This is a genomic window from Pseudomonas sp. Je.1.5.c, assembly GCF_051129895.1.
GTDB classification, from domain to species: Bacteria; Pseudomonadota; Gammaproteobacteria; order Pseudomonadales; family Pseudomonadaceae; genus Aquipseudomonas; species Aquipseudomonas urmiensis.
This window is the reverse complement of sequence record NZ_JBCPSP010000019.1, coordinates 1-14,777: the sequence shown is the minus strand read 5'-3', so window position 1 is coordinate 14,777 and position 14,777 is coordinate 1. Positions and strand designations below refer to the sequence as shown.

Annotated in this window: 12 protein-coding genes; 4 read left to right on the top strand and 8 right to left on the bottom strand. The window is 63.3% G+C overall.

The window, feature by feature from the left end; all coding sequences use genetic code 11:
• Nucleotides 1-41: 41 nt before the first annotated feature.
• Genes AAZU54_RS15170 through AAZU54_RS15160 form a run of 3 tightly spaced genes read left to right on the top strand, consistent with a single transcriptional unit; the run spans nt 42 to nt 3,026 of the window.
• Nucleotides 42-1,217, top strand: coding sequence for an NAD(P)/FAD-dependent oxidoreductase (locus AAZU54_RS15170; protein WP_434727332.1), 1,176 nt, complete (start codon nt 42-44; stop codon nt 1,215-1,217).
• Nucleotides 1,214-2,026, top strand: coding sequence for an aldo/keto reductase (locus tag AAZU54_RS15165; RefSeq protein ID WP_312153097.1), 813 nt, complete (start codon nt 1,214-1,216; stop codon nt 2,024-2,026). Before AAZU54_RS15170 ends, AAZU54_RS15165 begins: the two co-directional genes overlap by 4 nt.
• Before the next feature lie 37 nt (nt 2,027-2,063).
• Nucleotides 2,064-3,026, top strand: coding sequence for a metal ABC transporter ATPase (locus AAZU54_RS15160; RefSeq protein WP_405129995.1), 963 nt, complete (start codon nt 2,064-2,066; stop codon nt 3,024-3,026).
• Nucleotides 3,027-3,129: 103 nt separating this feature from the next.
• Here the strand turns inward: AAZU54_RS15160 and hldE are convergent, their stop codons facing one another.
• Complete coding sequence (gene hldE / locus AAZU54_RS15155) at nt 3,130-4,551, bottom strand: bifunctional D-glycero-beta-D-manno-heptose-7-phosphate kinase/D-glycero-beta-D-manno-heptose 1-phosphate adenylyltransferase HldE (protein WP_186555637.1); 1,422 nt, start codon at nt 4,549-4,551, stop codon at nt 3,130-3,132.
• 128 nt (nt 4,552-4,679) lie between these two features.
• Nucleotides 4,680-6,488 carry a lipid A export permease/ATP-binding protein MsbA gene (msbA, locus tag AAZU54_RS15150; RefSeq protein ID WP_434727345.1) on the bottom strand — a complete coding sequence of 603 codons (1,809 nt, stop codon included), beginning with the start codon at nt 6,486-6,488 and terminating at the stop codon, nt 4,680-4,682.
• Nucleotides 6,489-6,635: 147 nt separating this feature from the next.
• On the opposite strand from msbA, the gene AAZU54_RS15145 reads away from it, so the two are divergent.
• Nucleotides 6,636-7,241, top strand: a complete 606-nt coding sequence (locus tag AAZU54_RS15145; protein ID WP_186555638.1) for a toluene tolerance protein — start codon at nt 6,636-6,638, stop codon at nt 7,239-7,241.
• On the opposite strand, the gene AAZU54_RS15140 is transcribed toward AAZU54_RS15145, so the two are convergent.
• The 6 genes from AAZU54_RS15140 to AAZU54_RS15115 all read right to left on the bottom strand — a co-directional run bounded on the left by AAZU54_RS15140 (nt 7,230) and on the right by AAZU54_RS15115 (nt 14,638).
• Nucleotides 7,230-8,333: a glycosyltransferase gene (locus AAZU54_RS15140; protein WP_434727331.1), complete on the bottom strand. Its 1,104-nt coding sequence runs from the start codon at nt 8,331-8,333 to the stop codon at nt 7,230-7,232. The genes AAZU54_RS15145 and AAZU54_RS15140 overlap by 12 nt on opposite strands.
• A gap of 131 nt (nt 8,334-8,464) precedes the next feature.
• On the bottom strand, nt 8,465-9,421 hold the full coding sequence (locus AAZU54_RS15135; protein ID WP_312153090.1) for a glycosyltransferase family protein: 957 nt from the start codon (nt 9,419-9,421) through the stop codon (nt 8,465-8,467).
• 49 nt (nt 9,422-9,470) lie between these two features.
• Nucleotides 9,471-10,874, bottom strand: a complete 1,404-nt coding sequence (locus tag AAZU54_RS15130) for a PIG-L deacetylase family protein (protein WP_434727330.1) — start codon at nt 10,872-10,874, stop codon at nt 9,471-9,473.
• Nucleotides 10,871-11,767, bottom strand: a complete 897-nt coding sequence (locus AAZU54_RS15125; RefSeq protein ID WP_434727329.1) for an antimicrobial resistance protein Mig-14 — start codon at nt 11,765-11,767, stop codon at nt 10,871-10,873. Before AAZU54_RS15125 ends, AAZU54_RS15130 begins: the two co-directional genes overlap by 4 nt.
• On the bottom strand, nt 11,767-12,897 hold the full coding sequence (locus tag AAZU54_RS15120; RefSeq protein WP_434727328.1) for a glycosyltransferase: 1,131 nt from the start codon (nt 12,895-12,897) through the stop codon (nt 11,767-11,769). The genes AAZU54_RS15125 and AAZU54_RS15120 overlap by 1 nt, the downstream gene beginning before the upstream one ends.
• Entirely contained in the window at nt 12,881-14,638 is a 1,758-nt protein-coding gene (locus AAZU54_RS15115; RefSeq protein ID WP_186555644.1) for a carbamoyltransferase family protein, read from the bottom strand. Before AAZU54_RS15115 ends, AAZU54_RS15120 begins: the two co-directional genes overlap by 17 nt.
• Between the last annotated feature and the right edge of the window lie 139 nt (nt 14,639-14,777).

Here is a 14,777-nt window from a genome sequence, read left to right as displayed (position 1 = left end):
CCTGTATACTGCTCAACTGTCCCAGTATTCGAGGTGCCCGCATGCCATCTGCCATTTCCACTGACGTGTTGATCGTCGGCGCCGGGGTCGCAGGCCTCTGGCTCAATGCCCGCCTGCGGCGCCTGGGCTACTCGACCGTGCTGGTGGAACGCGCCAGCCTCGGCGGCGAGCAGACCATCAAATCGCAAGGCATCATTCACGGCGGCATCAAATATGCCCTGACCGGCAACCTGACCGGCGCTTCCGAAGCCATCGCCGACATGCCGCGCCGCTGGCGCGACGCGCTTAACGGCAGCGGTGAGCTGAACCTGGATAAGGTCCGCCTGCTCTCCGACGCCCACTACCTGTGGTCGCCCGGCAGCCTGCTGGGCAATGTCACCAGTTTCTTCGCCAGCAAGGCCATGCGTGGCCGAGTCGATCAGGTCAAGGGCGAGCAACTGCCGCCAGCCCTACAAGACCGTGCCTTCAAGGGCAAGGTCTATCGCCTGGCCGAACTGGTCATCGACGTGCCCAGCCTGCTGGCCAACCTGGCCGAGCTGGCCGGTGACAGCCTGCTGGCCGGCGAGCAGATCGAACCGCTGCACGACGCTGACGAACTGGTCGGCCTGCGCGTCGACGGCCGCGACATTCGCGCCCAGCGCATCGTCCTCAGCGCCGGCGCCGGTACCGAAGAGCTGCTCCACGCCCTGGGCTTGAGCCAACCCGCCATGCAGCGCCGACCACTGCACATGGTCCTGGCCAAAGGCCCGAACCTCAAGCCGCTGTACGCCCACTGCCTGGGTGGCGGGCCAAAGCCACGCATTACCGTGACCACCCACCCGGCCGCAGATGGCCAGTGGGTCTGGTACCTCGGGGGCGATCTTGCCGAAGCCCATGGTGTGGCCCGCGAGCCGGCTGCACAAATTGCCGCCGCACAGAAAGAAGTCGCCGACCTGCTGCCCTGGGTAGACCAGAGCCAGATCCGTTGGGCCACCCTGCGCGTCGATCGCGCCGAGCCTGCGCAATCGGGCCTGGTCCGCCCAGACAACGCTTTTCTCGCCGAGCAACAGCGCCTGCTGGTTGGCTGGCCAACCAAGCTGGCCTTGGCCCCGGACTTCTCCGACCGGGTGCTGGCAAGTCTTGAGCGTGACGGCATCCGCCCGGCAGCCCAACCTGATCTGGCCGACCTGCCGCGCCCCGCGCTCGGCGTTGCGGCCTGGGAGCAACTGCTGCCATGAGCCTGCCAACCCTGCATGACTGGCACCGCGCCTTGGGTAGCACCGGGCTCAAGGTTTCCCCGCTGGGCCTGGGCACGGTCAAGCTCGGCCGCGACCAGGGCGTCAAATACCCCAACGGCTTCACCATCCCTGGCGACGACGACGCGCGCCTGCTGCTGGCACAGGCCCGGGAGCTGGGGATCAACCTGATCGACACTGCCCCGGCCTATGGTCGCAGTGAAGAACGCCTCGGCCCGCTGCTGCGCGGCCAGCGTGATCAATGGGTGATCGTCAGCAAGGTTGGCGAAGAGTTCGAGGACGGCCAGTCGCGCTTCGATTTCAGCGCGGCGCACACGCGTTTTTCCGTTGAGCGCAGCCTCAAGCGGCTGGAGACCGACCACATCGAACTGGTGCTGGTGCATTCGGACGGCAACGACCTGGCGATCCTTGAGCAGCAAGAGGTCTATCAAACCCTCGCCGCCCTCAAGCAAGAAGGCAAGATCCTCGGCTTCGGCTTCTCCGGCAAGACCGCTGCGGGCGGGCTCAAGGCGCTGGAGCAAGGCGACTGTGCGATGGTCACCTACAACCTCAACGAGCAAGCCGAACGCCCGGTGCTGGACTACGCTGCCGAGCACGGCAAGGCCATCCTGGTGAAAAAGGCCCTGGCCAGCGGTCACGTATGCCTGGCGCCTGGGGTCGATCCTGTGCAGGCCAGCTTTGAGCTGCTGTTCGCCCACCCAGGGGTGAGCAGTGCTATTGTCGGCACCATCAATCCGCTGCACCTGGCCCATAACGTGGCCACCGTCGCCCGCATCCTGGGCCAGCATTGAGCCGACCTGTCGGCAGTTCTGCGCAAGGAGGAGCCTCGTGCCGCGTACGCTGATTCGCAAGAACCCGAGCAACTTCAAGACCCTGCCGCTGCACGTCGAAGCTACCCCGGACGGCCTGAGTTACCAGAGCATCGGCATGCCGCTGAACTTCGCCCAGACCCTGCAACGGCGCAAGGCCGTGCAGTTGGCCGACAGTGAACGTTTCGTGGTCGAGTTGGCCAACCTGGGTGTTTCGGTACGCCTGACCCTGCACTGGCAGAACCGCGATTACTGGGTGCTGGTACGCCAGCGCCGCCAGGACCGTGGCGATGTGGTGCTCAAGCTGATTTCCGGCTACGTGCCAGCGCAGGAGCTCAACCTGCCGCTGCACACCGCGATCCAGGAAGTTGCCGAAGAGTGCCTGCTGGAGACGCCCGAAGGCTGGCTCGGCGGGCGCTTCAACGATACCTGGCTGCCCGCCCCGTATGCCGCGGCCCTGCACTACCGCGAAGCGCTGCCCTTTGTGCTCACCCCGCAGTCGGGTGCAGCGCGACCGGTGCACTGTGCCAACCTGGTCTTGATGGAACGGCCACGGGCCTATGTGCACCTGCCGACGGCGTCATTGCAGCTGATCTATGACCTGCGTTTGCAGGTGCCGAGGGAAGCCAAGTCGCTGAGCCTGTTTCATGTCGATGAACGGCTCGAGGGTGATCAATTGGTCGCCCGCCTCAATCGCAAACGGCCTGATCTGTACCTGATGCCGCTCAAGGACGGGCAGCCGACTGCCGAGCTTTACACCCTGAAGAAAGATGAGCTGATACCTGCCAGTACCCGTGGCCTGTACCTGGCGGAGAGCTTTGCCCAGCAGGAAGGCTGGGTGGTACGCGATGAGCGGATTCGCTGGAAGGATTGGGTGAGGCAGCAGGGGCTGGTGGAGCCCAAGCCGGATTCGCGGATGCAGCGCTTTACCGGTAAGGCGCGCGCGCTGCTGGAGCGAGCCAGGACAACCCTGCAAAAGTAGCTAGATGCATCGCGGGGCAAGCCCGCTCCCACCCCGCGCCCCACGTCTTTCTCGGCAGTGGAGTGGGGGCGTGGGAGCGGGCTTGCCCCGCGATGGACTCAACTCAATTCTTGCGAATTTTCTCGACGATGGCGGTGGTAGAGCTGTTCTCCACCAAGCCAAGCACCTTCACCGTACCGCCGTAGCCTTTGACGATATCGGCCCCGACTACCTGGTCGATACCATAGTCGCCGCCCTTGACCAGCACATCCGGCTTGACCTGGCTCAGCAGGTTCTCAGGCGTCCCCTCAGGGAAGCTGATCACCCAGTCCACCGCGCCAAGGCCTGCCAGTACCGCCATGCGCCGGTCGACACTGTTGATCGGCCGACCCGGCCCTTTCAGGCGGCTGACCGAGGCATCATCGTTGACCGCCACGATCAAACGATCGCCCTGGGCCCGCGCCTGCTCCAGGTAGGTCACGTGACCGGCATGGAGAATATCGAAGCAACCGTTGGTGAAGACGATCTTCTCGTTGTGCGCGCGTGCGTCGTCAATCGCCAGCAACAGCTGGTCAAGACTCAGTACGCCGCGCTCGGAGCCTTCCTCGCGCTGAATCGCACGGCGCAGCTCCGGGGCACTGATCGCCGCAGTACCCAGCTTGCCGACCACGATGCCGGCGGCCAGATTGGCCAGAGCCACCGCATGTGGCAGATCCTCGCCAGCGGCGATGGCAGCAGCCAGGGTCGAGATGACGGTATCGCCGGCACCGGTAACGTCGAACACTTCACGCGCTCGCGCAGGCAGGTGCAGGGCCGGGTGATCGGCGCGTATGAGGGTCATGCCATGCTCGCCACGGGTCACCAGCAGCGCGCCCAGCTCCAAGTCCTGCATCAGTTGCAGGCCCTTGGCGACCAGGTCGGCCTCGTCGACGCAGCGGCCGACGATGGTCTCGAACTCGCTCAGGTTCGGCGTGATCAAGCTGGCGCCACGGTAAATCGAGAAATCCTTGCCCTTGGGGTCGGCCAACACCGGAATGCCCTTGGCACGAGCGGCCTGGACCAGGCTCTGGTGGTTCTTCAGGGCGCCTTTGCCGTAGTCGGAAAGGACCAGCACCTTGACCCCGTCGAGCAGGTTATCGACCTCTTCGCCCAGCGACAGCGGGTCGGTGGCGAACGGTTCTTCGAAGTCGATGCGCAGCAGTTGCTGGTGACGGCTCATGACCCGCAGCTTGACGATGGTCGGCTGGTGGGCGATGCGCTGGAAGATCGAGCGCACACCCGCCGCTTGCAGGCTGTTGGCCAGGCTATCGGCAGCTTCATCCTGGCCGGTCACGCCAACCAGCGATGCCGGGGCGCCGAGCGCGGCGATGTTCAGCGCGACGTTGGCCGCGCCGCCTGGGCGATCCTCGATCTGTTCGACCTTGACCACAGGCACTGGCGCTTCCGGCGAAATACGTGAAGTACCGCCATGCCAGTAGCGGTCGAGCATGACATCGCCGACCACCAATACCGGGGCTTGATCGAAACGCGGCATGGACAACTTCATGGGCAACCCATATGGAAAAATTAACAGGGGCAGGATATTAGCACAGGGTAGGCGATGGCTTTACGGCCAACCTGCACCAGACAATCGCAGTGACAATCGGGGCCGCTAATGGCCCCGATTGAAGTGTTTCAGGTGATATCGACCTTTTCTGGCTCGTCCAGGCCCATGGCGTGCAGGCGGGCATAATAGCCATTAGCCTGCAACAACTGGGCATGAGTGCCGCGCTCGACCAATTTGCCCTGGTCCATTACCAGGATCATGTCGGCCTTCTCGATGGTCGACAGGCGGTGGGCGATGACCAGGGTGGTGCGGCCCTTCATCACATGATCCAGGGCTGCCTGAATGTGCCGCTCGGATTCGGTATCAAGCGCCGAAGTCGCCTCGTCGAGAATCAACAAAGGTGCGTTCTTCAGCAATGCCCTGGCGATCGCCAGGCGCTGGCGCTGGCCACCGGACAGCAGCACGCCGTTCTCGCCAACCTGGGTATCAAAGCCCTTGGGCAGCTGATCGACGAAATCCTTGGCATAGGCATCGGCTGCGGCAGCTTCGATGGCCTCACGCGGTGCGCCAGCCAGGTCGCCATAGGCGATGTTGTTGGCCACGGTGTCGTTGAACAGGGTGACGTGCTGGGTCACCTGGGCGACGTGCCGGCGCAGGTTGCGCAGCTTGTACTCTTCGATCTCGACGCCATCGAGCAGGATCTGCCCTTTGTCGTGGTGGTAGAAGCGCGGAATCAACCCGGCCAGGGTCGACTTGCCGCTACCGGAGCGACCGACCAGGGCAATCATCTGCCCAGGCTCTGCGGTGAAGCTGATGTCGCTGAGCACCTCGCGCTCGGTACCTGGGTAGGTAAAGCTGAGGTTACGCACGTCCAGGCGACCGTCGACCCGCTCTTTTTCCACGGTGCCGGTGTCCTGCTCGGGCTTCTCGTCCAACTGCTCGAAGATGCTCTCGGCGCCGGCCAGGCCCTTCTGGATGGTCGAGCTGACTTCCGACAGCTGGCGAATCGGCTTGGGCAGCAGGCCTGCGGCGGTGATGTAGGCGACCAGGTCACCCGCCGAGGCATCGCCACGCAGGAACAGCACCAGGAACATCAGCGAAGCCATGGCGCTGTAGATCACCAACTGCAGCATCGGCGTGTACAGCGCGCCGGTCTTGGTCATGCGCAGCTGCTTGTCGGTGTTGCTCTGGCTGGCGGCGCCAAAACGGCGCTGCTCGTAAGCCTCGCCGCCGAAGCTACGCACCACGCGATAACCCTGAATGGTTTCGGAGGCAACGTGGGTCACGTCACCCATGGCCACCTGGATCTTCTTGCTCTGCTTACGGAATTTCTTGCTGGCGGTGCTGACCATCACGGCGATGATCGGCAGGATGGCGAGCATTACCAGGGTCAGTTTCCAGTTCATCCACAGCAAGTAGGCGAACAGGAACACCACGGTCAGACCTTCGCGGATCACCACCTTGATCGCATCGGTGGCGGCACCGGTGACCATGGTCACGTTGAAGGTGATGCGGGAAATCAGGTGACCGGAGTTGTGGTTGTCGAAATAGCGGTTGGGCAATACCAGCAGCTTGTTGAACAACTCAACGCGCAAGTCGTGCACCAGGCCCAAGGAGACCTTGGCCAGGAAGTAGTTACCCAGGAACGAGCCCAGGCCTTGCCACGCGGCGATCAGGATGATCAGCAGCGGCACTGCCTGCAGCAGCTGCAGGTCACGCAGATAGGGGACATTGGGGAACAATACCGCTTGCGGATTGCTCAACCCATCGACGAAATACTTGAGAATCCCCGCCAGCATCGGCTGAGTCGAGGCGAAGATTATGAAACCAACGATACTCAGCATGAAAATGCCAATGTAGGGTTTCACGTAGCTCAACAGCCGGAAATAGATTTTCAGGCTGGAGGTGTGCTCCGCAGGTAGCGGTGTTTCGGCCATCATCGAGCTCACTGTTCAGGTTGAACCGCAAATTTTAACACAGGCGTTTCCTTGCCAAAGTATCGGGCAACACCATCATGGTACTGCTGCCTGTTTTTCGGCATTATGGCCGGTCATTTTTGCTTGCCAGACGACAAGGCCCTATCCATGCAATGCTCCCGGCTCTCCCAGGTCGACTTCGATCAGCTGACACTTGGCGCCCAGGTGCTTGAGGCAGATAGCCACGGCGCCAAAGTCTACCTGCTTGAGGATGGAAATATCCTCAAGGTTTTTCGTCGCAAGCGATTGATTTCATCTGCGCTGCTGCGGCCGTACTCGCAACGCTTCGTCGACAATGCCGCGCGCCTGGCGCAATTGGGCATCCCCACCCTCGAAGTGATCAGCCAGCACAAGCTCGAGCTGCCGGGGCGCACCGCCGTGCTCTACCGTCCGCTGCCAGGGCGCACCTTGCTGCAGTTGTCACGCGAAGCGGGCTTCAGCTGGGACAGCTACCTGCCAAGACTGGTCGAGCTGATTCGCCAGCTGCACCGCTCGGGGATCTACTTCCGCTCGCTGCACCTGGGCAATGTGGTTGAAACGCCTGACCAGCAACTTGGCCTGATCGATGTGGCCGACATGCGTTTTCTGCGCGCCCCACTGTCGTCACGCATGGTTCGGCGCAATGTGCAGCACATGGCGCGTTACATCGAACGGGAAAACCTCGCCAGCCGCTTCCCTCTCGCCGAGCTTGAAGCGGCCCTGCTACCGGGCTGAGCCCGAGCCACGCAGCAGCTCGGCCGAGCCTTGCTGGAAAGCCTGCCAGGCCTGCTCCGGCGCCAATGCCTGGCGTTGGCGCAGCGCCACCTCAGCAGCACCGAGCTGTGCACAGCGGGCGATTGCCTGGGCCCAGGCCTGGGTATCCCCGACCGGCAGGTAGCACCCCCCCTCAGCCAACTGCTCGCGAAACACCGCAAGGTCGCTGCACACCACCGGCACATCGGCCATCACCGCTTCCTGCACCACCAGGCCCAAGCCCTCGGCGCGCGAGGGCACCAGCAGCCAGTCAAAGGCGCGATACAGCTGATGCAGGCTTTCCCGGTGGCCGCACAGCCAAACATTGGCTGACAGCCCCAGCGCCTCGATTCTTGCCTGAAGACTGGCCCGCAGCGGGCCCTCGCCCAGTATCGCCAGGTGCAGATCGGGCTGGCCGGCATGGGCCTTGGCGAACGCCTCGAGCAGTACCTCGAAGCCTTTGCTGGCTACCAGGCGACCCACCGCGCCGAAAATCTGCCCTTGTTGCGGCAAGCCCAGGGCCTGGCGGGCCTGATCCTGGGTCAGCAAGCTGGCAGAGAATGCCGCAGGATCCAGGGCCATGCGCAACGTTCGCACGGGGCGGCCAAGATCTTGCTCAAGCGACTGGGCCAAGGTCTGCGATACCGCTGCAATATCCAGCCGATCGAGCGGGACACTCAGCAACAGCTGAACATCGGCGCGGCTCAGGCGAGTTTCGCCATGAAACAGGATCGCCGCCCGCACGCCCGGCAATTGCTGCAGCAGCGGCAGCACCAGTCGGGCGACCCCGACCCCATCGAGCAACAGCACATCGGCCTGGGCAGCCAGCAATGCTCGGCGCAGCCGCCGGCGCAAAAAAGGCACCAGCAAGCGCCAGGCATGACGGCCCTTGAGCGCGCGCTGCGGCATGTTCCACTGGCGCGTGCTACCCACCCCGCAGCTCAGTTCGCCGCCAAGCAGCAACCAGTTACTAATACGCGCGTGCGCCCCAGCCTGGCTCAGCACCTGATGGTGAACCTTGTGGATCGACATGTAGGGCGAGCCGCCGGCCCACATCATGTTGACGATATTCATGCGCATGACTCCGCGCGTGCGAGATAGCCTGCCGTTACAGCGGAATCAATAAACAAAAACAGTGTTTCCCATTTCAAACACATCTTGAGGCGCGACATTGACGCCCCCTTGGCGAACAACCCACTGCCGACTTAGAACCCCAGGCTCAAGCGCAGTCGCTGCCAGGTGGACAAAGGGGCGCGCGGGCGCAGCGGCGGGCGCATATGCTCGACGATATCTCGTCCAACTTGGGCAAAGCTGAAGCGTGAAACGGCCAGTTCACGTCCGTTCACGGCAATTTGCCCAGCCAGCGCCGGATCGGCACGCAGCACCTTGAGCTTTTCCTGCAACGTCGGGATGCTGTCGTACAGCACCACGTTGTGCATGTCCTGCAAGCCTAGAGCACGGTTCTCGGCTTCGCCTTGATCGAAGGCGAGCAACACGCAGCCACAGGCCATCGCCTCGAAATTCTTGATCATGTATTCGCCCATGCCGACATCGGCACTGACGAAGAAACGAATACGGTTGAGCGTGTTGCAGTAGTCCTCGCCCGAATTGGTCCGAGTGACCACCAGGTTCTCGACCTGGCCCAATTGATCGAGCAGCGCCTTGCGGCCACTGTAGGCGACGCTTTTGGTGCTACCAACGAAGGCCAACTCGATATCGCGCGCTCGCCCTTGGTCGACCAGCAACTGCTCGTCATAGCCCTTGGGCACGAACACCGCGTCGAAGCCCTCCTGACGCAGACGCTCGCTGACCATGAAGCCCGAACTGATCACCCGCGCCCACGGCAGCTTGCGATAATGCTCGCTGAACTTGCCGGTGTACTTGCAGGGGATGTAGTTCTGGTAGGCGTCGTGCTCAAGAATGACCAGGTTGGGCACTGTGCGAATGAAAGCGGCCTGGCGGATCTCCTGCTTGAAGCGCAGGAAGAAGACGATGCGATCGTAACGCTCGACGTCCACTTCGCGCTTGAAGTAGCGGCGCAGGTTGCGTTGATCGTCGCTGCTCAGCCAGCGCAGGTCGCACTCGCAGTTGGCGGCAACACCGTCGTAGAGGCGGTCAAGGATCGCCCGCTGTTCCTTCTGCACCAGAAATAGGACTTTCATTGCGTTCCTTGGGCTCTCTACGCCATCGCGATCAATCATAGGTCAGGGTCTACAGTTCTCGGCGCCAGAACAGCTCATGACGGCGCACCGCCTTACGGAAAAACTCGTTCTCGCCATAGGGCGATGGCTGGCGCCCGGCCAGATAGCGCTGGAGCAACCGACGCAGGCGGCGCTTGAACGGCGCTGGCGGCTGCAGGTCGTGCATCATGCCCAGGGCCATTGCCTTGTCGCGCTGGGTAGGCAGATCAAGCGGCAGGCTACATGGCGCCCACGCCTGTTCAGCGCTCAACTGCGGCGGCAAGGCCACGCCATCGCCGCTGTCGCCCATCGGCCAGCGGTCGTTGTCATGCAGGTGGTTGGCGTAGCACAGCAACGTGCTGGGCTGCCAAGCTATGCCCTGCAACGCCTCGAGTACCGCGGCCTGGGCGCAGAGGTGATCGGGATGGGGGTCGAGGGTTGGATGCGGCATTACCAGGATTTCTGGCTTGGCCATTTCCAGCAGCGCCCGCAGGTCAGCCAACAGATTGTTCCAAGTCGGCTCGCCGTCGGCGTCGGCCGGCAGCGGGAAAGGGTTGAAGCAGCGGAAGGGGCGGATGTCGGCCATGTCGGCTTCACGCGAGGCGGCAGGCTGATCTGGCGCGGCTTGCATGGTCGGCAACTGCAGGCAGAAGTAACCCAACTGCACGCAGCGCGACTCCGGCACCCCAGCCCAACGCGGCACGGCAATGCTGTCCCAAGCACGCAGGCGCCCTTTCAGGCGCGCGGCCTCGGCCTTGGCCAGGCCCATCTGCTGATAATGTTCGGCTTCGATCTCGCCAGCGGTCAGGGTCACCACCCAGGCTTCATCGGCCTGGCTGTAGAGCCCATAGGCGGCCAGCTCGGCATCGTCGGCATGCGGTGCGATGACCATGATGCGGCGACGGCGCAACTCGCTGTGCGGGGTTACCCACAGGCGCGGCGCGCCTAGCAAGCGGCAGTAGCGGCCGCGCAGCCGCAGGCGACCAGCGCTCAAGGCGCCGCCCAGGCCGGTCAGATTGAGAAAACGCAGGCCATCGGCGCCACGTTCGAAGGTTTGCTGATCGACCTGCTCGCCATCGAGCAGCTCGACCCGCGGATCGACGAAGCGACCGAGCCAGCCGCTCTTGACCCGGATTTCCAGGACCAGGGTTTCATCGCCGGCCAATTGCGCATCCGTCGCCAGCAGCCCATCGCTCAGGCTCGCCGCGGCCTCGCGGGTCTGCTCGCCAAAGCGATACTGGTAGTCCTCACCCGGCGAATAGAACAGGTGATCGGCAAACCAGGCTTCATGGGCCGCCCAGATCAACGGCAACAGCAGCAGCGGCAACCACCACCAGCTGACAACGCCCAACACCAGCAACAGGAGCAAACCTGCCAGCAGACCTAGGCGCTTGAGGCGCCGGTGGCGTTTGAGCAACTGCTGCTTGCGGCTCATACCTGATAGACCGGCACAGAGGTGCACCAACGGTCCTTGTACTCGCGGTCAGCACGACCGAAAGAGAACCGCAGCGGCTTGTTGCGCGCCCGGGCATCTTCCCAAGCGGCCTGGGTATTGAGGAAGCTCAGCACGCTACCCGGGCTGAACGCCTTGGTTTCGGGGTCTACCCCACCGTTGACGTATTCGACGCTGATCCATTCTGGCGCCTCGACGCGGTACACCAGCTGGATCGCAATCGGTGCGCCGTCGAGCAGCAGCACCGAACCGATCAGCAGCTCGCGCAGCCGCTCCAGCACTTCGGCCATGCGCTCGGCGCCAGTGGCCGGAAAACCCCAGCGACGCTGGAACAGGTCGCAGTACATGGCGGCGATTTCAGTGGCGCTGAAGTCGCTGATCGGCCGCACCACGCCGCCCGCCTCTTCCAGCAGACGCAACTCACGGCGCTGGTTGTAGCGAAACTTCTTCGACAAGTCTTCATGGGCGCGGGCCATCGCCAACTGCTCGGCTTGAGCCTTGAGGCCGGTAAAGCGGCCCTGGTTCAGCTCAGACAGATAGCGCCCAGCATGGCGCAACGGCGCGCCGGCATCAGCGGCCGCCGGCAGGATCAGCTCGGCGTTACCCAGGTCGAACAGGCCTTTCTTGCCTTGACGCTTGAGCACGTCCTTGGACAAGGCCAGATGCCGCCCCCAGGTAGGAATCGCCGCTTTGAGCTCACCGTTGTGCTGCCAGCCCAGATAACGCACAGGGATCTGCGCCAGGTCCGCCAGTTGTTCGATCACCAAGGGGTGAGTCGCCACGCTGCCGCCGAAGCGTTGCCAGGCGTCGGCGTAGGCCGATGCGTCGATGGCCTGCCAACCGCGTTCACGCAGCGCGCGGATATGATTGAGCATCACGGCTGCACCGCCAACGCCCGCACCTGCGGCAGTTGCCAGAAGGTGTCGCGTACCGCCTGGTCGCTGAAGCGCTCGTGCAGGCGTTGCAGCATGTGTGCGGCACACGCCTGGCGCTGCTCGGCATCCAGCCCGGCCATGTGCTTCAGGCCCTGGGCCAACTGCCCGGCATCGCCGAGCGCGAACAACACCCCCACGCCTTCGACCACTTCACGCGCGCCGCCGCAGGCGGTGGCCAGCAGCGGCACACCAGCGACCATCGCTTCGAGCAGGACCATGCCGAACGGCTCATGGTCGGAGCTCAGGGCAAACACGTCGAATGCCTGGAAGTAGCGCCGAGCGTCCGGCACCTGCCCCAGAAAATCGACCTGAGCGGCAATGCCAAGCTCGGCGGCCAAGGCCTTGAGCTGGTCTTCCAGGCGCCCGCTGCCGAGCACCGCCAGGCGTGCGCCAGCGGGCAGCTCCGGTAGCGCCTGGGCGAAGCCCTTGAGCAGGGTCGCTTGGTCCTTGTCCGGGTGCAGGCGACCGACGTTACCGACAATCCACGCCTGCGGTTCCAGACCAAGCGCACTGCGCGCTGCCTCCCGAGCGACCAGGCTGGCCCGCAAGCCTTCGACATCGATGCGGTTGTAGAGGGTCTGGATCCGCTCGGCCGGCCAGTTCGGCAGGCAGCGGCGCATGTCATCGCGCACTGCATCGGAAACCCCGAGCAGGCTCAGGCGCTTACTGAACAGATTGGCGAACAGTCGGCGGCCTTTACGCTGGTAGTCGCCGAAGGCGTGGTGCACGCCGATCACCGGCAGCTTGGTGCCGAGCAAGGCGACGTAGATCGGCTTGAAGCGATGGGCGATGCAGAAACTGAAGTTGCGCTCGGCGGCAATTTTGCGCAAAGCAGCAATGGCGCCCAGCTTCAGGCCGCGTACGGCCTTGGAGCTGAACTCCAGAAACAGCACCTCATCCGACGCACAGCCGGCCGCCACCTGCGGGTCGGCCTTGCCGGTGAGGAACACCGTGGTCACCTGATAACCGCTGCCCTGGAACAGGCTGGCGTACTGACGGGCACAATCCAGGAAAGGCCCGTCATAGCCATGGCAGAACTGCAGGACGCGCGGTTCAGAGCGGCTGGTCATAAGGCGCGGCGCCATCCTTGACGACCAGAATGTCTTCCATTATCAGGTACTGCAGGTCCGAGCCGAAGAACATGTTCAGGGCATCGGTCGGCGAGCAGATCATCGGCTCGCCACGACGATTGAGCGACGTGTTGAGCGACACGCCGTTACCGGTCAGGTCTTCAAGCGCCTTCATCATGTCGTAGTAGCGCGGGTTGTACTCGCGCTTGAGCACCTGGGCGCGCGAGGTGCCGTCTTCGTGGACCACTTCTGGCACACGGGTTTTCCACTCTTCAGCCACTTCGAAGGTGAAGGTCATGAACGGCGCCGGGTGATCGACCTTGATCATCTGCGGCGCGACGGTGTCGAGCATCGACGGGCAGAAAGGCCTCCAGCGCTCGCGGAACTTGATCTGGTGGTTGATGCGGTCGGCCACGCCTTCCACACTCGGACAGCCGATGATCGAACGACCACCCAGCGCCCGCGGACCAAACTCCATACGGCCCTGGAACCAGGCCACCGGGTTGCCGTCGACCATGATCTTGGCGATTTGCTGCGGCATGTTGTCGAGCTTGCGCCATTTCGGCTGGCTCGGGTGACGGGCACAGGCCGCGATCACGTCCTCGTTGGAGTACGCAGGGCCGAGGTAGACGTGTTCCATCTTCTCGACCGGCACACCACGGGCATGCGACACGTAGGCAGCAGCGCCCACGGCAGTACCGGCGTCACCGGAGGCTGGCTGGACGAACAGCTCCTTGACGTCGGAACGGGCGATGATCTTCTGGTTGAGCTTGACGTTCAGCGCGCAGCCGCCCGCGAAGGCCAGCTTGCCGGTTTCCTTGAGGGTGTCGCCCAGATAATGATCGATCATCTGCAGGGCGAGCTTCTCGAACAGCGCCTGCATGCTGGCCGCGTAGTGGATGTACGGCTCGTCGGCGATATCGCCTTCGCGCTTGGGCCCCAGCCACTCGATCAGTTTCGGCGAGAAGTAAAAGCCCTTGCCCTTCTCTTTATAGCGGCGCAGGCCGATGACGTTGGCGTACTCGGTGTTGATCACCAGTTCGCCGTTTTCGAAGCTGGCCAGGCGCGAGAAGTCGTACTTGCTGGCATCGCCGTACGGCGCCATGCCCATGACTTTGAACTCGCCATCGAGCATTTCGAAACCGAGGAACTCGGTGATCGCGCCGTACAGGCCGCCCAGCGAGTCTGGATCGAAGAACTCCTTGATCTTGTGGATCTTGCCGTTTTCGCCATAGCCAAAGAAGGTGGTGGCGTACTCACCCTTGCCGTCGATGCCGAGGATCGCGGTTTTTTCCTTGAAGCCCGAGCAGTGGTAAGCACTGGAGGCGTGAGCCAGGTGGTGCTCGACCGGCTCGATCTTGATCTTCTTCGGATCGAAGCCCAGTTGCTCCAGGCACCAGACGATCTTCTTGCGGTAGCGCTTGTAGCGACGGTTGCCCATCAGGATCGCGTCGAGGGCGCGGTCCGGGGCGTACCAGTAGCGCTTGGCGTAGTGCCAGCGAGCCTTGCCGAACAGGCTGATCGGGGCGAAGGGAATGGCTACCACATCGACGTCCGACGGCTTGATGCCGGCCTGCTCCAGGCAGAACTTCGCCGATTCGTAGGGCATGCGGTTCTTCGCATGCTTGTCACGCACGAAGCGCTCTTCTTCGGCGGCGGCAATCAGCTTGCCGTCGATGTACAGGGCCGCGGAAGGGTCATGGCTAAGGGCGCCGGACAGGCCAAGAATCGTCAATGCCAAGGGTCTAGCCTCTTCATTCGGTAGAGATGCGCCATCGGCCTCGTGGGCGGAGGACGGCTAAAGGGCGGGATTATAACGCAAAGATGGCCCGGCGCGATGGCGTGGGAGCGGGCTTGCCCCGCGATGGTGGTGGATCTGC